The organism is Thiopseudomonas alkaliphila (assembly GCF_001267175.1).
GTDB lineage: Bacteria > Pseudomonadota > Gammaproteobacteria > Pseudomonadales > Pseudomonadaceae > Oblitimonas > Oblitimonas alkaliphila.
Map to the genome: position 1 here is coordinate 1,126,517 of NZ_CP012358.1, position 18,350 is coordinate 1,144,866.

Here is an 18,350-nt window from a genome sequence, read left to right on the forward strand (position 1 = left end):
CCTTTTTTCTGCCTAGATACATTAACCAGTATCAAAACCTTCATATCGACAAACAGATCACGCAAGAATACTTGCAAAAAGAGATAAAAAAGGACATATTTACGCAAAATATTTCTACTTTTACACTCTTAACGCAATTTATTTGCTTAGGCATCCTCAATATGGAAAATCTTGATCGCTTTGACTTACGCATTCTTGCCGAACTGCAAAAAGACTCGCGGATCTCCAACCAAGAACTCGCTGAGCGCATTGGCTTATCACCCTCCCCTTGCTCACGCCGCGTCAAACAACTAGAAGATGAAGGCTATATTACTAAACAAGTCGCTTTACTCGATCGTAAGCGCCTAGGCCTTACGCTAACAGCCTATATTTTGATTGGAATGGATCGTCATACCCCTGAACGCTTTGAAAACTTTCAAAATAATATTTTGCAGTGGTCAGAAGTCCAAGAATGCAGCTTAATTACTGGCATGGATGCAGACTATCAATTGAAGGTGGTAGTACCTGATATGGAACACTACCAGTTATTTTTGCTTAATAAACTAACGCGCATTGAAGGTGTCACCAGTGTACGCTCTAGCTTTGTGCTTAATCATGTCTCACTCAGCACAAGCTTACCTTTAGATCATTTACGTAAGTTTTAATGCCAGATAGAGTAGCCAGCTTTATCACTCACAACGCTAAACAATCAACGAGGGCACTATGGATCCAGAAATTTTCGAAGAACTCATGATGACCCTACTCGTGGGTGGACTAATTTTATTCATGGGCTTTATTGTTTGGGATCTAGCGAAAAAGTCTAAAGCAGGAAAATACGGCACTGGTATTTTATTTTTTGCTTTAGGACTAGGCGTGCTAGGTTTTCTCGTTAAAACCATCGTGATTGCAGTTAAAGGTCTCTAACCTCTATCTCTTCATTCAATAGCTAAGCAGGCCAACACAAAACAGCCTGCTTAGCCAGTTTGCACTATAAGTGAGCTTCTGCGTATTCAGCTAAATCTGAGCGCGGCACCCCTTGCAAGGTAATATGCACATTCCCCATGTAATTTTTTAACCGCTCCGTTAAATAAGTTAGCCCTGAACTAGTCGCCGACAAGTAAGGCGTATCTATCTGCGCCAAGTTACCCAAACACACCACCTTGGTGCCTTTTCCAGCACGAGTAATGATGGTTTTAACTTGATGTGGTGTTAAATTTTGGCACTCATCGATTAGCAAAAATGCCTGTTGAAAACTACGCCCACGAATATAGTTTAACGATTTAAAATGCAGTGGAATCCGCTCCAGAATATATTCCACACTACCCTTAGGACTTTCATCATCCATATGCAAAGCTTCTAGGTTATCGGTGATCGCGCCGAGCCAAGGCTCCATTTTCTCTGTTTCGGTACCAGGCAAAAAACCTATATCTTCATCTAAACCCTGCACACTGCGCGTGGCAATAATTCGCCGATAACGCTTTTCGGCCATCGTTTGCTCAATCGCTGCGGCTAACGCCAAGATGGTCTTACCCGATCCCGCCGCTCCAGTTAAATTAACCAAATCAATATCAGGCTCTAATAAGGCAAACAAGGCTAAGGCCTGATAAATATCTCGCGGTTTTAACCCCCAAGCTTGCTGCTCCATCAATGCTTGGCGCGGCAAATCTAATAAGCGCACGGTGTTAGTACCAATAATCTCTTTCACCCAACCAACAAACCCTTGCTGATCCAAAATAAACTGATTGAGGTGCAAAGCAGGAAACTCTGTCGGCAAAACCACTTCATGCCAAGTTGAGCCTAGCTGCTGCGTGGTTTCGACCTTAGTCACATTATCCCAAAATGACTGCTCTATCTCGATAAAGCCCTGCGGCAACAAACCAATATCATCGATCACCTTGCCACTTTCGTAGTCTTCAGCCGCAATGCCGCACGCTCGCGCCTTCAAGCGCATATTGATGTCTTTACTAACTAACACCACAGATAACTCAGGATGCTCAGTCTGCAGTACATCTAATAGGTTAATAATACGATTATCATTGATACTTTCTGGCAGATGGGTGCTGGAATCCTCAATAAAGCGCATAGCAATCGACAAGTAACCTTTGGCCACGCCATCTACTCGCATAATCGGCACCCCCTGCTCAACTTGCTCGGTAGTGGCCGCCCCCAGCAACTGATCAATTAAGCGAATCGCTTGCCGACACTCTACAGCCACCGCAGGCTTGCCTGACTTTAAATGATCTAGCTCCTCCAACACAGTCATGGGGATTACCACATGATGCTCCTGAAAGTTCAGCAGCGCTGTGGGATCATGAATGAGCACATTGGTGTCCAGTACATACAGTTTTAAGCCTGAAGCCATGGTTTTCTTAATCATAAGACACTCCTAGTGCAGCCAAGAACAGTTCAGCTTGATTACACCTTTTTGACATGACAACTTTAAGTCAGTTGCTTCTTATCTGTAGTGGCTTAAGCACCTACGTCCACCAACTGGCGGCCAGACGTATTACTGCGACAACAAGTCACTGAGCGAAATCAAGCTTTGATTCGACTAAAGTGCCATAATACGCTTACTTTACTTAGGGAGATTCTCTAGGAAAGCGCAGCAAAACAGCTCAAAAAAGACGGATTTTACTTGATCTGTCATTATTTTCTGTTTGATTAAAATAAGCAGCTGTCGAGTGCTTCATGAATATTTCATCTTGCCATGAAATATTTAGTAAACATCTGGGGCTTTATCTGGTATTGATAAGACTTCAACAGCTTGCTGCCTTTATCCACTAGCCGAGGAGAGCATTAAATGATCTCGGAAGAATTAGTTGATCTGTCCCGTCTGCAATTTGCAATGACGGCTATGTATCACTTTATATTCGTTCCACTTACGTTAGGTCTTGCCTTTTTACTTGCCATTATGGAGTCGGTCTATGTTATGACCGGCAAAGAAGTCTACAAAGACATGGTTAAGTTCTGGGGTAAGCTGTTTGGTATTAACTTTGCTCTAGGGGTAGCCACAGGGCTCACCATGGAGTTCCAGTTTGGTACCAACTGGGCCTACTACAGCCACTATGTAGGTGATATTTTTGGTGCACCACTGGCCATTGAAGGCCTGATGGCATTCTTCTTAGAATCCACCTTTATTGGTTTATTCTTCTTTGGCTGGGATCGTTTAAGTAAGCGCCAGCACTTAGCGGTCACTTGGCTGGTAGCACTGGGCTCTAACTTATCCGCACTGTGGATTCTGATTGCCAACGGCTGGATGCAAAACCCAGTAGGCGCAGAGTTCAACTATGAAACCATGCGCATGGAAGTCACCGACTTTGCAGCCCTGCTGTTTAACCCAGTCGCGCAGGTGAAGTTTGTACATACCGTTGCTGCAGGTTATGTCACTGGCGCAATGTTCGTTCTGGCTATTTCTAGCTGGTACCTCTTGAAAAAACGCGACATGGGTTTTGCCCGTCGCTCATTCGCCATTGCCTCAGCTTTTGGTTTGGCATCGATCCTATCAGTCATCGTATTAGGTGATGAGTCAGGCTATGAAGTAGGCGATGTGCAAAAAGTTAAACTCGCGGCGATTGAAGCGGAATGGGAAACAGAACCAGCGCCTGCTGCCTTTACCCTATTTGGTTTACCTAATATGGAAACCCATGAAACTGATTACGCGGTAAAAATCCCGTATGCCATGGGGATTATCGCTACTCGCTCGCTAGACACTGAAGTCAAAGGCATTAAAGACTTAATTGTTGAGCACGAAGAGCGTATTCGTAACGGTGCAGTAGCCTATGAGCGCTTACAAGTATTGCGTCAAGGTGATCGCAGTGCAGAAAATGTCGCCGCATTTGAAGAAGTTAAAGCCGACCTTGGTTATGGCTTGCTGCTGAAGAAATATGTGGATAACCCAGCAGAGGCAACAGAGTCGCAAATTAAACTAGCGGCACTCGATACCATTCCCCATGTTCCAAGCTTGTTCTGGGCTTTCCGAATCATGGTGGCGGCAGGCTTCTTTATGTTGCTAGTGTTTGGTCTAGCCTTCTGGGCCTCTACCCGTCGTAACCAAGAAAGTAAGCCTTGGTTATTGCGCATGGCCTTCTTCTCACTGCCACTGCCATGGATTGCTGCGCAAACAGGCTGGTATGTTGCCGAAGTGGGACGTCAACCTTGGTCAATCGGTGAAGTACTACCGACGCATTTCTCAGTCTCAAGTATCTCCAATGCCAGTGTGATGGGATCCTTCCTCACTTTGGTTGCGATCTACAGTGTGCTGATTATTATCGAAATGTACCTGATGATCCGCTTTGCTCGCTTAGGTCCAAGCAGCCTGCATACTGGGCGCTACCATTTCGAGCAAGCTGACAATCAAAAGAACGCTTAAGGAGTATCACAATGTTTGATTATGAAACACTCAAACTGATTTGGTGGGTGCTCGTCGGTGTCCTCTTAATTGGTTTTGCTTTAACCGATGGCTTTGACTTAGGCGCTGCCATTCTCATTCCTGTGGTTGGTAAAACAGATAATGAGCGCCGTGCAGTGATTAATACCATTGCCCCGCACTGGGACGGTAACCAAGTTTGGTTAATTACCGCAGCTGGTGCGCTATTTGCAGCATGGCCGGTGGTGTATGCCGCGTCGTTCTCGGGCTTTTACTGGGCGATGCTGCTGGTGCTGTTCTCGCTGTTTGTCCGCCCTGTCGGGTTTGATTACCGTAGTAAAGTGGAAAACCAACGCTGGCGTAGTAGCTGGGACTGGGGACTATGCATTGGCGGAATTATTCCATCAGTTATTTTTGGTGTGGCCTTTGGTAACTTGCTGCAAGGCGTGCCTTTCCACATGGATGACAGCATGCGAATCTTCTACACCGGTAGTTTCTGGGGCCTACTTAATCCTCTAGGGTTACTGGCTGGGATCGTGAGCTTAAGCATGCTGGTGATGCACGGTGCTACCTGGCTAACCATGCGTACCAGTGGCGCAATGCAGGATCGCTCAGTTAAAGCGGCTCGTTACACAGCGCTTGCTTACTTAGTCACCTTTATTGGTGCGGGTGTTTACCTCTGGTTAGGCATTAAAGGCTATACCGTTACCTCCGAGATCAACTTTAATGGTGCTATTGATCCACTGAGCAAAACAGTTGAGCGCACCAATGCCGGTTGGTTAGCAAACTACAGTCTGTACCCCATCACCATTGCAGCACCAGTTATTGCAATTGCCGGTGGCTTACTGGCCTTAGTTAGCGGTCGCAAAGGCGGCTTAGCCTTCCTGGGTTCTAGCTTAGCAATTACCGGTACGCTATGTACCGCAGGCTTTGCCATGTTCCCCTTCTTAATGCCATCAAGCACTGACTTTAGCTCTAGCTTGCTGATGTGGGACGCCGTATCTAGCCATAAAACTCTCGGGATTATGATGATTGCAGCGGGTATCTTCGTACCTATTATCTTGCTGTATACCCTGTGGAGCTACTACAAGATGTGGGGCAAGGTCACACCGGAACACATTGAAGAAAATCAACATAGCCTGTACTAAACCCAGCAACCCATTGCCTAGTGGTCAGCACTAGGCAATGCAAAGGAGAAAGATATGTGGTATTTCACGTGGATTCTAGGTGTACTACTGGCCTGCAGTATCGCGATTATTAATGCGATCTGGCTAGAAAGCATCCATGACTTTGATGCACCTAGCGAGCAAGACCAGTAATCACTGGCTCAATCGAAAACGCCCAGGATTAATCCTGGGCGTTTTATCATCTAACATACAAATCAGCTTTATCTCCCCATTAATAGCGCTTGCTGCTGCTCTGTTAATTCTCGTAAATAATCCCACAGTACCCGAATCCGCTTTAACTGGCGTAGCTCTTGACGGCAAGAAATCCAAAAACTATTAGTCACTACCACCTCTTGGGGTAACACCTCAATCAAGCGAGGGTCCTTCCCGGCAATAAAGCAAGGCAAAATAGCTAAATGATGGCCGGCCAGTGCCGAATAATACTGACCGAGCACACCAGTAAAACATAAAGGACTGCTCGGGCTAGATAAATAATGCTGTAAGTAATGCAGTTGATCGCTAAATACTAGATCTTCAACATAGGTAATAAATGCATGCTGGTGTAAGTCATTTACACAGCGAATCGGCCCATGTGCATTTAAATAATCTTGTGTGGCATACAGCTTTAATCGGTAATCACACAGACGACTACTCACATAAGGGCCACTGGTTGGGCGTTCAAGAGTAATGGCAAGATCAGCTTCACGCTTAGATAAACTCACAAAATGCGGCACCGCTAAGATATCAATTCCAATCATCGGATAGCGGGCCTGAAACTCGCTAAGCTTTGGAGCTAGAAAGAAGTTACCAAAGCCTTCAGTACAACCAATTCGAATTCGTCCCGATAGCTCAGTGGTTCCACCACTGACTTGCTCCTGCGCGCTGAGCATCATACTTTCGATAGCTTCGGCGTGACTCAGTAAGGTTTGCCCCTCTTCTGTTAAGACAAATCCCGCATGCTTAGATTTTTCAAACAGCAAGGTATTTAAGCTACGCTCAAGTGCCTGCACTCGCCTTGAAACCGTGGTGTAGTCTACCCCTAAGCGCTTAGCGGCTAAGGTCGCCTTACGCACCCGCGATACCTCTAAGAAAAACTTAACATCATTCCAGTTCAACTCTGACAGGCTTTTAGTGTTTTTTTGCATATCCATCCTGCTTTTTTATCTGTTCTTTTGGTAACTCTGCATACCTATACTCAAAAAGAACCTCTCTCACAAGCCATCAATAGGAGCCCTCATTTAGTTACACATTAGCCACGACTGACAACAACAAAAACGTGTTGAACACGACAAAGGAAGTGCTATGTCTAATCACTTATATGCGCATATTCGTAATAATCCAAAATTTCAACAGCTGGTTAAAACCAGAACTCGCTTCGCTCTCAGCTTAAGCCTAATCGTTTGGGCGATTTTCTACGGTTTTATTCTACTCGTTGCTTTTAAACCCGAAGTCATTGGTTTGCCCTTAGGCCGCGGCCATCTCACGTTAGGCATTGCCGCTGGATTATTTCAGTTTAGCTTTTTTTGGCTACTAATCTGGTGGTACGTCCGCCGCGCCAATGGCGAGTTTGATCGTTTAAATGAGCAAATTATTACCGAAGCTGAGCAGGAGTGCGGCCAATGAAACTCAATTCACAACTCGTGCAGCGTTTAACCCAAGGCCTACTAATCGCAGGGTTGACCCTAAGTGCCCCACTGGCCTTAGCCGCCGATAACTCAATGAATATGCCTGCTATTAGCATGTTTTTTGCCTTTGTCGTCATGACCTTAGGTATCACTTATTGGGCCGCTAAACGCACCCAGTCCACCTCGGATTTCTATACTGCGGGTGGCGGTATTACCGGCTGGCAAAATGGCTTAGCCATTGCCGGAGACTATATGTCAGCAGCCACCTTACTGGGACTCACGGCTATGCTCTACACCTCAGGAGTCGACGCCTATATTTATATGATTGCATTCTTTGTCGGTTGGCCAATTATTTTATTTCTAATGGCCGAACGCTTACGTAATCTAGGGCGCTTTACCTTTGTAGACATTACCTCTTACCGCTTAAATCAAAGCAAAATCAGAACCATGGCTGCAATCAGCTCGTTAATTGTGGTGTGCTTTTATTTAGTAGCACAAATGGTCGGTGCCGGTCAGTTGATTAAGCTACTGTTTGGCCTTGATTACAATATCGCCCTGTTTATTGTCGGTATTTTAATGATGGTCTACGTTACTTTTGGCGGTATGACTGCCACCACCTGGGTACAGATTATTAAGGCCTGCATGCTATTGGCTGGCGGCACCTTAGTCATGCTGCTATCCATGGCTTACTTTGACTTTAGCTTTGAACGTGTGATGGATGAAGCCATCAGCCTACACAGCTTAAAAGAGCGGTTGGTCTATCCTGGCAGTTTATTGGCTGATCCAGTGACCGCCATCTCACTTGGTTTAGGTCTTATGTTTGGTACCGCAGGCTTACCACACATTTTAATGCGCTTTTTCACCGTAGGTAATGCAAAAGAAGCACGTAAGTCGGTTCTTTGGGCATCAGCTTGTGTCGCTTACTTTTTTAACGTGATTGCGCTGATGGGCGTTGCTGCCATTGTGATTGTCGGTCAAAACCCTGACTTCTTTGAAGGCGGCGACATTGCTGGCAAAATTATCGGCGGTGGTAACATGGTGGCCATGCACCTAGCCCAAGCCGTTGGTGGCAATATGCTACTCGGCTTTTTATCTGCGGTCGCTTTTGCCACTATTTTGGCTGTAGTGGCAGGCTTAGCCTTAGCCGGCGCCTCAGCGATTGCCCACGACCTTTATGCCCAAGTGCTGAAAAAGGGCCAAGTCAGCGAACAGCAAGAATTAAAAATGACCCGCTTAGCTACCATTAGCCTAGGAGTGGTCGCCATTATTCTTGGCATCGCCTTTGAAAATATGAACGTGGCCTTTATGGCCGCCCTAGCTTTTGGCGTCGCTGCATCGGCTAACTTCCCAGTATTAATTTTATCTATGTACTGGAATAACTTAACCACCCGCGGCGCCATGGCCGGTGGTTATAGCGGCTTATTTAGCTCGGTGATTTTCGTCGTGCTATCTAAATCAGTGTGGGTCGATGTGTTTGGCTTTGCTGAAGCTGTTTTCCCTTACACCCAGCCAGCACTGTTCTCAATGCCGATAGCTTTTGCCATGGCGTACCTGGTATCGATCACCGATCACAGTAGCGCTGCACAACGCGAGCGTGCAGCCTTTGCTGATCAGTATGTACGCGCCCAAACCGGGGTAGGTGCCAGCGCCAACACGGCCCATTAATCTAAGGAACGCTCCATAGAGATTAATCGTCTCTATGGAGCTTCTTAAACTTGTACACCAGCGGCGGCTAAATAAGCAGCCAACTCTTTCGTTTTGTGTGAATTGATTACCTGCAATCCTGTCAGCTCTCGACGCTCGGCATAGTGCTTACGCAGCTGATCAAATGCCAGCTCGGGTTGCGCAGCCTGCAATGATAAACGGAAAGCTGCATCATCATTCCGAATGTCATATACCACACGACAAACCTGTTTAAACATCTGCCACGGATTATCCACAGCGCCCAAATTAAGCCCCGCAATCGGTTGCGGCGGATAAGTTAACTGTTGCGGCTGCAAAATCTTAAAATGCTGGCAAAACGCTTGATATACCATTTCAGTGCCACGTAACTTACCATCCAAACTGTAGCCAGCAATATGCGGGGTGGCTAAATTACATAACTGAACCAGCTCGGCATTTACCGCTGGCTCATGCTCCCATACATCAAAAGCTGTTAGTACATCCGGTCTTTGTAATAAAAACTTCGCTAATGCTTGGTTATCCACAACCCCGCCTCGGCTAGCATTAATTAACCAAGCACCTGGTTTTAATAAGGGTAAGTTATCTTGATTTAACAAATGCTGAGTAGAGAAATCGCCCTGCTCAGTAAGCGGTGTATGCAAGGTAATGACATCGCATTCGGCCAATAACTTTGTCAATGGTTCTGACTGAAAGTCTTTCTCTAATGCTGCCCGTGGCGGATCACACAGCCGCACGTTAATGCCTAATCCTTGCAGGAGATTAACTAAACGTTGCCCTACCTGCCCCACGCCAATCACCGCCACTGACAACTCTAATAACGAGCGTCCGCTACGCTCACTTAAACTCAGCAAGGCACTTAATACATAATCCACTACACCTCGTGCATTACAACCAGGTGCAGACGTCCACCGAATGCCTTGCTGCTGTAAATAAGCTGTATCTAAATGGTCAGTACCAATGGTACAGGTGCCCACAAAGCTCACGGCACTGCCTGCAAGTAACTCTGCTGAAACCTGAGTAACCGAACGCACAATCAAGGCATCGGCGTTTTGCACCAGAGCGGCCTGCATTCCCCGCCCAGGCACTTTTGTAATACGCCCATGGGCAGCAAATAACTCATCAAGTCCGGGAATATTTTCATCGGCAACAATCTGTAGCATGGAGCTTCCTCTGTAAACCAAAATATCTGATCGGCGAACATGCAATAACGCTGAATCAGAGTTTCTGCTATGGTAAGCAGCATCTTACCACTCAACCGAATTGACGTGCGTTTATGTATAGCAACCCCTTTCAGCGCCTTGGTTTAGAGCGCGATATTTTAAGTGTATCGCAACTCAATCAGCGCGCCCGCCACTTACTTGAAGATGTGTTTAATGCTGTCTGGGTCAGCGGTGAAATCTCCAATCTTGCCATGCCTGCTTCTGGGCATGTGTACTTCACCTTAAAAGATTCTAAGGCGCAAATTCGCTGCGCTTTTTTTAAACAACAAGCATTGCCCGTTCGCCACCTGCTGAAAGAAGGTGCTGCAGTGCGTGTGATGGCTAAGGTCTCTATTTACGAAGGCCGTGGCGATTACCAACTAATTGTGTCGACCCTTGAACCTGCTGGCGAAGGTGCATTACAACTAGCGTTTGAAGCGTTAAAAAAACGGCTATTTGAACAAGGCTTGTTTGCCAACGAAAATAAACAAGCCTTGCCGCGCCACGCCAAACGCATAGGCATTGTCACTTCGCCTACAGGGGCTGTCATCCGTGACATCATCAGTGTGTTTAAGCGCCGCGCCCCCCAGGTTGAGCTAATGCTGGTGCCCACTGCCGTACAAGGTAAAGAGGCCACCCAGCAAATAGTTACAGCCTTAGCCTTAGCCGATCAGCAGCAGTTCGATGCCATTATTTTAGCTCGTGGTGGTGGTTCCCTAGAAGATTTATGGTGCTTTAACGAAGAGGCGGTCGCCTTAGCGATCGCCGCCTGCCAAACGCCGATCGTCAGTGCCATTGGCCACGAAACAGATATTTCGATTAGTGACTTTGTCGCTGATGTGCGCGCTCCCACTCCCTCGGCAGCAGCTGAATTATTGGCGCCCGATACTTCGCACTTGTTGCAGCATTTGCAACAATTACAGCAACGTCTAAGCCAACAAATTCACAGCTATCTACAACGTCAACAACTACAACTTAACTTGCTGCGCGCCCGTCTACGCCACCCCAGCGAACGTATCCAACAACAACAGCAACGTATGGATGAGTTAGAGTGGCGTTTACAACGAGCATTCAATCAAAACTTAAGCGCCTATAAACAACAGCTGCGTAGCCTGCAGCAGCGCTTACATATGCAACATCCGCAGCGCCTCATCACTCAGCAAAAAACGCAACTAGATACCTTACAACAGCGTTTAACTTCAGTGATCCAACGCCAACTTAATCAAGGCCAGCAACGACTGAACTATCAAATGCAGGCCTTGCATGCCATTAGTCCCCTGAATACCTTAAAACGTGGCTACAGTATTTTGCGTGATCAACAGCAAGTGGTGAGCAGTATTGAGCAGGTGCAAAAGCACCGCCAACTGACGGCTCAAGTGACCGATGGTTACCTTGAACTAAAGGTTTTATCTACCCACAAAAATACGCCACTACTCTAGTCTAGCGGTCTCTTTACCATGAGGAATTTTTATGCGATTTGTGATTGCCCTTAGTGCCCTGCTCCTTAGCTTTAATAGCATGGCCGAAGGTTTTATAACGCGACTACTCAATAAGCCCGTACCTGGCGGTGTTGCTGTGTTACCGCTTGGTGCTAGTAACACAGCCCCTAAAGTCAGTTATCAAGGCAAACCCGTACTCACCCTGCAAGAGGATGGGCAATGGATTGCGATTATTGGCATTCCACTGACAGTTAAAGCAGGTCAACAAACAGCAGTGGTTAATGGCCAAAACACCCGTTTTAGGGTTAACCCCAAGCACTACACTGAGCAACGCATCACTTTAAAAAACCAGCAGCAAGTGAACCCTAATGCACAAAATCAACAACGCATTCAGCGGGAGCTTAAAGAGCAACTAGCCGCCTATGATCAATTTTCTGGGCGACAACCGAGTAATGTGTATTTTGATATGCCAGTTAATGCACGTCTTTCCAGCCCCTTCGGCCTACGCCGTTTTTTTAACGGTGAAGAACGCAACCCGCATTCAGGCTTAGACTTAGCAGCACCTGCAGGCACTCCCATTAAAGCGCCAGCTGCCGGCAAAGTAATTTTAACCGGTGACTATTTCTTTAATGGTAAAACCGTTTTTGTCGACCATGGTCAAGGTTTAATCAGTATGTTTTGCCACCTCTCGAGTATTGACGTCAAAGTCGGTGATGAGCTTGCACGCCAACAACCCTTGGGTAAAGTGGGTGCTACAGGACGTGCCACTGGACCGCATTTACACTGGAATGTCAGCCTGAATGCAGTACGGGTTGATCCAGCTATTTTTATTGGTAAATTCACCCCATAACTGATTTGACGACAGCAATAACTGAACTTATTGCTCTGTCACTGGTTCTGACTCAACTTTATTTATCTGATTTGTGTGGCTGATTGATAGGAGTAACTATGCAAGAGCATTTAGATATTTCACTGGGATGGCTTGAAACCTATCCCTACCTAGAAACAATTGTGTATTGCTTAGGTCTTGCACTATTGGCCTTTATCGCCAATTTTTTAGTTAAGCGCATTCTTGTCCGTGGCTTATATAAACTGCTAAAGCATGTTTCTGGCCCTAATCCTCAGGATTTTGGCATTGTACAGCGCCTCTCTAATATTGTTCCTGCTCTGATTATTAGCTCAGGGGTGCACCTTATCCCTGGCTTACCCAAAGCCGCTATTGCGGTTGTCGAAAATGTGGCGAATGGCTTTATTATCCTGACCATTGCCTTAGCCATCGGCGCGGCGCTGGAAATCGTCAACATGTTGTATAACCGCCGTAAGGATGCCCATCTAAAGCCAATTAAGGGCTACTTACAAGTAGTTAAAATTGTGGTGTATGCGATTGCCACCATTTTAATTATCGCTACTTTAATTGATCGCTCGCCGCTCATTCTGCTCTCAGGACTGGGAGCCATGGCCGCAGTCTTAATGTTAATTTTCCAAGACACGCTCTTATCGTTAGTAGCCAGTGTGCAGATTTCTAGCGGTGATATGATTCGAGTCGGTGACTGGATTGAAATGCCCCAGCAAAATGCTGATGGTGATGTGATTGATATTGCACTGCATACAGTCAAAATTCAGAATTTTGATAAAACCGTAACCACGGTACCCACTAAGCGTTTTATTAGTGATTCGTTTAAAAACTGGCGAGGTATGCAAGAAAGTGGTGGTCGCCGCATTAAGCGCAGCCTGTATCTTGACCAACAAAGCATTCACTTTTTATCTGAAGACGAGCGCACCCATTTAGAACGCTTTACCTTGCTGGAAAACTACCTAGGCGAAAAGAAACAAGAACTCACCCAGTGGAATAAGCAGCATGTAAAAACCGAAATTGACTCGCGCCGTCTAACCAATATTGGAACCTTCCGCGCCTATGTGCAGCGCTACTTAGAGAACCATCCGGGGATTCATCAGCATATGACCCTGTTGGTACGCCAACTTGATCCTACCCCTAATGGTTTGCCTTTAGAAATTTACTGTTTTACCAATACTACTGCATGGGCGGCCTATGAAAATATTCAATCGGATATTTTTGACCATCTCTACGCCATTGCTCCCGAGTTTGGCTTACGGGTATTCCAAAATCCTACGGGGTTAGATATGCGCAGCATGGCCAATGGCCTAGCTAAACACCCGAAAATTGAGCAGTTGCTCAATAGTTAAGCCCCTATAACTAAAGAAAGGTGAGTGTTTAAATCTATAGCCCGCGCTTCCTTGCACCTAGACTCAAACACCCACCTTTCACCCCAAAACGATGCCGCCTTAGCGGGGCTGCACCATCTTATTCTTGGCTTTAAAACTTCATATCCAGCCGCGTCCACCAGGTCCGCCCAGCTTCATTTACCCGTACCGGATGATCGGGGTAACCAAAGCCCGAGTTACCTTGCAAGTTAAGGTGTTCACTGTAGTTTTTATTCAGCACATTATCTAAGCCGGCACTGATCTTCCAATGCTCCGCTAATTGGTAGGCACCATTGAATGACAGCACAGCAAAGCCGGCGCTATCTCCATAATCACGCCCCACCACGTTGCCTCGGGTGGCATCGGTGCGCGTTTGTTTAGCTACTACTCGCCATAAACCACCTGCACTCCAACGCTCTTGCTCATAAGCTACGCCTAGCTTAGCTTCCAAGGGTGGAATTTGCGGCAAAGCACGACCATCGCTAGTGTTTTTACCGTAGGCATAAGCCAAACTAACGTCCCCCTTCCAGCCTGGTGCAAAGCGATGCGAGCCACCCACCTCACCGCCCCAAATACGGGCATTGACGTTACGTGACTTATCTTTTTTACCATTACTGCCGTAATCGAAAATAATATAGTCGTCTACATGTCCGAGATAACCTGCAGCCCATAATTCATAAGGTCCTTCAGCATACTGAATACCAAAATCTAGCTGAGTGGTTTTTTCAGGGTTTAACTCGCTGAACGCCTTATCACCACCGGAAAATAATTCCCAGTAATCAGGAAAACGCTGCACATGGCCTAAACCGATATAGCTGGTAGCCGGCACTGATACTAAATCATGCTCGTAGCGGGCAAAGGCACTAGGTAAAGTTTTAGTCCGCTTCTCTGTTTTAGCAGCACGAAAATCTTGCGCTTCAGAGCGATCAACACGAATACCACCAATAGTGCGTTGCTGATCATTCATGTACCAAGTTAGCTCTGAGAATACGCCATACTGATGGAAATCAGCATCTTTATTCCAACGCTGATTTTTATAAGAACTATTGAACCCCATCCCCATACGCTTCCGATGCTCGCTGCGCTGCGCATCTACTCCAGCAATAAGCTCAGTTTGCTCCCATTGCCAAGTACTTTTTACTCGCCCGCCTAAAGTACGACGATCCACATTACTCGACATCGGGTGTTTCATCATGCCCATCCCCATAGGCTTAAAGGGGCGTAATCTAAAGTTATCCATTAGGTGATCAGCATAGTTGTAATACACCTGAGCTTCGAGGGTTTGCCAGTTGTCGCTCAAATTGCTTTGCTTAAAACGTAGGCCTGCACTTTCTCGCTTAAACATGGTGCCATCCATGCCACGCCCGGCGTAACGTGACTCACCATCGCCTTTGCCCAGTGTTAACTCCAGTAAACTATCTGCAGTTGGCGTCCAACCTAGGGCTAAATCCGAGTTCCATTTATTCCACCGTGAAGGTACGCGGTCACCATTCCCGTCATTGTAATCATGGGCTTTGGATTTATTGCCGGTAAAACGTAAATAACCTGTTTGATTGCCCACGGCAGCATCTAAGTTACGGTCAAAACGGCGATGTGATCCCACTACTGCACTGGCATCTAAGCGATAATCGCCATCTAACTGCTCAGGGCCACGTTCAAATAAAATGGTTGCCGCCGAGTTACCCGGCCCCCACTGCACAGTTTGCGGGCCTTTAATAACCGTGAGCTGGTCATAGTTTTCAGGACTAATGTAAGAACTAGGAGAGTCCATTCGGCTTGGACAAGCACCAATCATCTCGCCGCCATTAGTTAACAGTTTAAGGCGTGAGCCAAACATACCGCGAAACACCGGATCACTATTCACACCACCGCTGCGAATAGCGGAAAACCCTGGAATAGTTTTTAGATAATCAGCTGCATCACTGGCGGGTACTGGCTGACGTGGTTGCTTAGGATCAGTCACTACAGTAATCGGTGAAGACTGTGCAACCCCAGTCACTACGCTAGGGGCAAAGGTTACAGTAGGACTTACTGTTTCAGCCCAAACGGATGAATTAAAGCACGCAAACACTAAGACCACGGCACTACTGGCCAACACCGGAGTTGGTGAAAACATTAAACGCATAACACGAAGCTCTCTTATTTTTAAGACAGATACTTAATTTACCTAGCGATTAACCTAGGCTTGATTGATTAAAAATTAAGCAAAGAGAACTGGCGGCGCCCGTGATAAACGAATGCCAGCATCCGGCATGGAGGGAATAAATAATGCTTGATAAGGAATCGGATTTTTTGCGCGAAAAGCGGTAGCCAACACAATACAGAGCGCTATGATCAGTAGAGGACTTAAGGTCAACAGCTCACAATAACCGCACAGCAATAGCAGTTCATCTAACCACTCTAAGCCCGTCTGTGCTGTGTTATGCCCCATTAGGGCGTGATAATCTACTTCACTGCTAAGACTACTACCGGTTCCTGGTACTACCTCGGTGCAATGTAAATCTTGCTCTAATGTTTGTACCAATTGTACGTAACTTAAGTTGGCAGACGTGACAGTACCTGCCAGGGCGCCTGAAATTACCGGGCCGACATGCATTAACACTACTGCAATTAAACCTAGCCAAAACGCTAGCCTGTGCAATCGGTTATTCATCTCACGCTATGCCTACTTGAGTTGGGCAGCATAATGTCATACCTGCTAAGAATTTCCGCTGCGACATGCTGTCACGCAAGCATCAAACACCAACAAACACAAAAAAATAAAATTAAATTGCACAAAAAAACAAAATAAAGACTTTTTATTTTATTTAAAAATAACTTGTTGCAATAAAAAACCAACCTTATTAAGTTAAGCGCTATCCGCCATGCAAATGTAGGGGTTTATGGTTTTTATCAAAAACTTAAACTTTTTGTGCTCATTTGCTTATGCGTTTTACCCAAATGCTTCTGTAAGGTCTAAGCCATGACAATGTTGAAAAACCCTAGCCAAAAATACCGCGCTTACCCAGCAATTGATTTACCTGATCGTACCTGGCCAAGCAAAACGCTAACCAAAGCACCCATCTGGTGCAGCTCAGACCTACGTGATGGCAATCAATCGCTGATTGAGCCAATGGATGCGGTAAAAAAGCTAAAGTTTTTCAAAACCTTGGTGGCCGTAGGCGTTAAAGAAATTGAGGTGTCTTTTCCCTCCGCTTCGCAAACTGATTTTGACTTTGTGCGCACCTTAATTGAAGACGGCCATATTCCAGATGACACCACCATTCAAGTATTGACCCAAGCCCGCGAAGACTTAATTGCCCGTACCTTTGAGTCCTTACGTGGAGCCAAAAAAGCCATTGTGCATATGTATAACGCGACCTCTCCAACCTTTAGACGGGTGGTGTTTAATCAAGACCAAGAGGGCGTAAAAGCTATTGCGGTAAAAGCTGCTGAATTGTTCAAAAAATATGCTGCCCAGCAGCCAGAAACCGAGTGGACTTTCCAATATTCCCCAGAAACCTTTAGCGCCACCGAGCTTCCTTTTGCCGTAGAAGTCTGTAATGCGGTATTAGAAGTATGGCAGCCAAGTGCCGATAACAAGGTCATTTTAAACTTACCGGCCACTGTTGAAGTTGCCATGCCTAACGTCTATGCCGATCAAATTGAATGGTTTGGCCGAATGATTAATCATCGCGAGCATGTGATTATTAGCCTCCATACCCACAATGATCGCGGCACGGGTGTGGCTGCCAGTGAGTTAGGCTTACTAGCTGGCGCAGACCGTGTTGAAGGCTGTTTGTTTGGCAATGGCGAGCGGACCGGTAACGTTGACTTAGTGACCCTGGCTTTGAATATGTACACCCATGGTATTGATCCAGAGTTAGATTTTTCCGATATTGATGCCGTCCGTAAAGTAGTGGAAGAGTGCAACCAAATTCCAGTACACCCACGTCACCCCTATGCCGGAGACTTAGTTCACACCGCATTTTCTGGCTCCCACCAAGATGCAATCCGTAAAGGTTTTGCCCAGCGTAAAGAGGGTGATATTTGGGAAGTGCCTTACTTACCGATTGACCCTGCCGATATTGGCCGCGACTATGAAGCAGTGATTCGAGTCAATAGCCAATCAGGCAAAGGTGGCGTGACTTATTTATTAGAACAAGAGTTCGGGATTAGCTTACCGCGGCGGATGCAAATTGAGTTTAGCCAAGTGGTTAAGCACGAAACTGATCGCCAAGGCTTAGAGATTACAGCACCACAAATCTACCAACTGTTAGAACAAGAATATTTAAATGCTGTCACTCCCTACAGCTTAAGTAGCCATCGTTTAAAAGAAGAGCAAGGGATCAGCTGCTTAGAGTTAGAGGTGAATCATCAAGGCAATAGCTTAACTTGGAAAGGCACTGGCAATGGCCCATTGGAAGCCTTAACTGCCTGCTTACCCGAGTCGGTGGAGATTATGGATTATAACGAACATGCCATCGGCGCCGGCAGTGACGCTAAAGCAGTCTCTTATATTGAACTTCGCTTAGGCGAGCAAAAAGCAGTGTTTGGCTGTGCGATTGACTCCAATATTACTACCGCCAGCATTAAAGCTTTATTTAGTGCTCTGAACCGTGCCATTGCCCAGCGTGATGCAGCCTAAGCTCTAATCGTTCCGCCTTTAAATAAAAACAGCAGCGTGTTAG

16 protein-coding genes are annotated in these 18,350 nt (G+C 46.3%); 11 read left to right on the forward strand and 5 right to left on the reverse strand.

Annotated elements, in window-relative coordinates; all coding sequences use genetic code 11:
• Nucleotides 1-161: 161 nt before the first annotated feature.
• Both AKN87_RS05405 and AKN87_RS05410 read left to right on the forward strand, forming a co-directional pair.
• Complete coding sequence (locus tag AKN87_RS05405) at nt 162-644, forward strand: Lrp/AsnC family transcriptional regulator (protein WP_053100094.1); 483 nt, start codon at nt 162-164, stop codon at nt 642-644.
• 58 nt (nt 645-702) lie between these two features.
• On the forward strand, nt 703-903 hold the full coding sequence (locus tag AKN87_RS05410; RefSeq protein WP_053100095.1) for a DUF2788 domain-containing protein: 201 nt from the start codon (nt 703-705) through the stop codon (nt 901-903).
• Between the two features lie 64 nt (nt 904-967).
• Here AKN87_RS05410 and AKN87_RS05415 read toward each other — a convergent pair whose 3' ends face one another.
• A complete protein-coding gene (locus AKN87_RS05415; protein ID WP_053102721.1) occupies nt 968-2,356 on the reverse strand; it encodes a PhoH family protein in 1,389 nt (462 codons plus the stop codon).
• A gap of 423 nt (nt 2,357-2,779) precedes the next feature.
• On the opposite strand from AKN87_RS05415, the gene AKN87_RS05420 reads away from it, so the two are divergent.
• From AKN87_RS05420 to cydX, 3 genes are read left to right on the forward strand one after another with little or no spacing between them, the layout of a single operon-like run.
• The gene (locus tag AKN87_RS05420) at nt 2,780-4,348 is read left to right on the forward strand and encodes a cytochrome ubiquinol oxidase subunit I (protein WP_053102723.1); all 1,569 of its coding nucleotides are present in this window, start codon (nt 2,780-2,782) and stop codon (nt 4,346-4,348) included.
• Nucleotides 4,349-4,359: 11 nt separating this feature from the next.
• Nucleotides 4,360-5,493, forward strand: coding sequence for a cytochrome d ubiquinol oxidase subunit II (gene cydB, locus AKN87_RS05425; RefSeq protein WP_053100099.1), 1,134 nt, complete (start codon nt 4,360-4,362; stop codon nt 5,491-5,493).
• Nucleotides 5,494-5,547: 54 nt separating this feature from the next.
• On the forward strand, nt 5,548-5,664 hold the full coding sequence (gene cydX / locus AKN87_RS12105; RefSeq protein WP_064496086.1) for a cytochrome bd-I oxidase subunit CydX: 117 nt from the start codon (nt 5,548-5,550) through the stop codon (nt 5,662-5,664).
• A 68-nt stretch (nt 5,665-5,732) separates the two neighbouring features.
• On the opposite strand, the gene AKN87_RS05430 is transcribed toward cydX, so the two are convergent.
• Complete coding sequence (locus AKN87_RS05430) at nt 5,733-6,656, reverse strand: LysR family transcriptional regulator (RefSeq protein ID WP_053102724.1); 924 nt, start codon at nt 6,654-6,656, stop codon at nt 5,733-5,735.
• A gap of 157 nt (nt 6,657-6,813) precedes the next feature.
• On the opposite strand from AKN87_RS05430, the gene AKN87_RS05435 reads away from it, so the two are divergent.
• Entirely contained in the window at nt 6,814-7,134 is a 321-nt protein-coding gene (locus AKN87_RS05435) for a DUF485 domain-containing protein (RefSeq protein ID WP_053102725.1), read from the forward strand.
• Nucleotides 7,131-8,801 (forward strand): cation acetate symporter, encoded by a 1,671-nt coding sequence (locus tag AKN87_RS05440; RefSeq protein WP_053102726.1) that lies wholly within the window; start codon nt 7,131-7,133, stop codon nt 8,799-8,801. The genes AKN87_RS05435 and AKN87_RS05440 overlap by 4 nt, the downstream gene beginning before the upstream one ends.
• A 44-nt stretch (nt 8,802-8,845) precedes the next feature.
• On the opposite strand, the gene pdxB is transcribed toward AKN87_RS05440, so the two are convergent.
• Complete coding sequence (gene pdxB, locus AKN87_RS05445; protein WP_053102727.1) at nt 8,846-9,979, reverse strand: 4-phosphoerythronate dehydrogenase PdxB; 1,134 nt, start codon at nt 9,977-9,979, stop codon at nt 8,846-8,848.
• 113 nt (nt 9,980-10,092) lie between these two features.
• Between pdxB and xseA the strand changes: the two genes are divergently transcribed.
• From xseA to AKN87_RS05460, 3 genes are all read left to right on the forward strand, one after another.
• A complete protein-coding gene (gene xseA / locus AKN87_RS05450; RefSeq protein WP_053102728.1) occupies nt 10,093-11,457 on the forward strand; it encodes an exodeoxyribonuclease VII large subunit in 1,365 nt (454 codons plus the stop codon).
• A 31-nt stretch (nt 11,458-11,488) separates the two neighbouring features.
• Entirely contained in the window at nt 11,489-12,307 is an 819-nt protein-coding gene (locus AKN87_RS05455) for a peptidoglycan DD-metalloendopeptidase family protein (RefSeq protein WP_053102729.1), read from the forward strand.
• 98 nt (nt 12,308-12,405) lie between these two features.
• Nucleotides 12,406-13,662: a mechanosensitive ion channel family protein gene (locus AKN87_RS05460; RefSeq protein WP_053102730.1), complete on the forward strand. Its 1,257-nt coding sequence runs from the start codon at nt 12,406-12,408 to the stop codon at nt 13,660-13,662.
• A gap of 130 nt (nt 13,663-13,792) precedes the next feature.
• On the opposite strand, the gene AKN87_RS05465 is transcribed toward AKN87_RS05460, so the two are convergent.
• Nucleotides 13,793-15,796, reverse strand: coding sequence for a TonB-dependent copper receptor (locus AKN87_RS05465; RefSeq protein WP_408033279.1), 2,004 nt, complete (start codon nt 15,794-15,796; stop codon nt 13,793-13,795).
• An 84-nt stretch (nt 15,797-15,880) separates the two neighbouring features.
• On the reverse strand, nt 15,881-16,333 hold the full coding sequence (locus AKN87_RS05470; RefSeq protein WP_053102732.1) for a DUF2946 family protein: 453 nt from the start codon (nt 16,331-16,333) through the stop codon (nt 15,881-15,883).
• Between the two features lie 309 nt (nt 16,334-16,642).
• On the opposite strand from AKN87_RS05470, the gene leuA reads away from it, so the two are divergent.
• Nucleotides 16,643-18,307, forward strand: coding sequence for a 2-isopropylmalate synthase (leuA, locus tag AKN87_RS05475; protein WP_053102733.1), 1,665 nt, complete (start codon nt 16,643-16,645; stop codon nt 18,305-18,307).
• The last annotated feature ends 43 nt before the right edge of the window (nt 18,308-18,350 follow it).

Coding starts and splice junctions, on each gene's coding strand:
- AKN87_RS05405 (WP_053100094.1), top strand. CDS start 162: ATGGAAAATCTTGATCGCTTTGACTTACGCATTCTTGCCGAACTGCAA.
- AKN87_RS05410 (WP_053100095.1), top strand. CDS start 703: ATGGATCCAGAAATTTTCGAAGAACTCATGATGACCCTACTCGTGGGT.
- AKN87_RS05415 (WP_053102721.1), bottom strand. CDS start 2,356: ATGATTAAGAAAACCATGGCTTCAGGCTTAAAACTGTATGTACTGGAC.
- AKN87_RS05420 (WP_053102723.1), top strand. CDS start 2,780: ATGATCTCGGAAGAATTAGTTGATCTGTCCCGTCTGCAATTTGCAATG.
- cydB (WP_053100099.1), top strand. CDS start 4,360: ATGTTTGATTATGAAACACTCAAACTGATTTGGTGGGTGCTCGTCGGT.
- cydX (WP_064496086.1), top strand. CDS start 5,548: ATGTGGTATTTCACGTGGATTCTAGGTGTACTACTGGCCTGCAGTATC.
- AKN87_RS05430 (WP_053102724.1), bottom strand. CDS start 6,656: ATGCAAAAAAACACTAAAAGCCTGTCAGAGTTGAACTGGAATGATGTT.
- AKN87_RS05435 (WP_053102725.1), top strand. CDS start 6,814: ATGTCTAATCACTTATATGCGCATATTCGTAATAATCCAAAATTTCAA.
- AKN87_RS05440 (WP_053102726.1), top strand. CDS start 7,131: ATGAAACTCAATTCACAACTCGTGCAGCGTTTAACCCAAGGCCTACTA.
- pdxB (WP_053102727.1), bottom strand. CDS start 9,979: ATGCTACAGATTGTTGCCGATGAAAATATTCCCGGACTTGATGAGTTA.
- xseA (WP_053102728.1), top strand. CDS start 10,093: ATGTATAGCAACCCCTTTCAGCGCCTTGGTTTAGAGCGCGATATTTTA.
- AKN87_RS05455 (WP_053102729.1), top strand. CDS start 11,489: ATGCGATTTGTGATTGCCCTTAGTGCCCTGCTCCTTAGCTTTAATAGC.
- AKN87_RS05460 (WP_053102730.1), top strand. CDS start 12,406: ATGCAAGAGCATTTAGATATTTCACTGGGATGGCTTGAAACCTATCCC.
- AKN87_RS05465 (WP_408033279.1), bottom strand. CDS start 15,796: ATGTTTTCACCAACTCCGGTGTTGGCCAGTAGTGCCGTGGTCTTAGTG.
- AKN87_RS05470 (WP_053102732.1), bottom strand. CDS start 16,333: ATGAATAACCGATTGCACAGGCTAGCGTTTTGGCTAGGTTTAATTGCA.
- leuA (WP_053102733.1), top strand. CDS start 16,643: ATGACAATGTTGAAAAACCCTAGCCAAAAATACCGCGCTTACCCAGCA.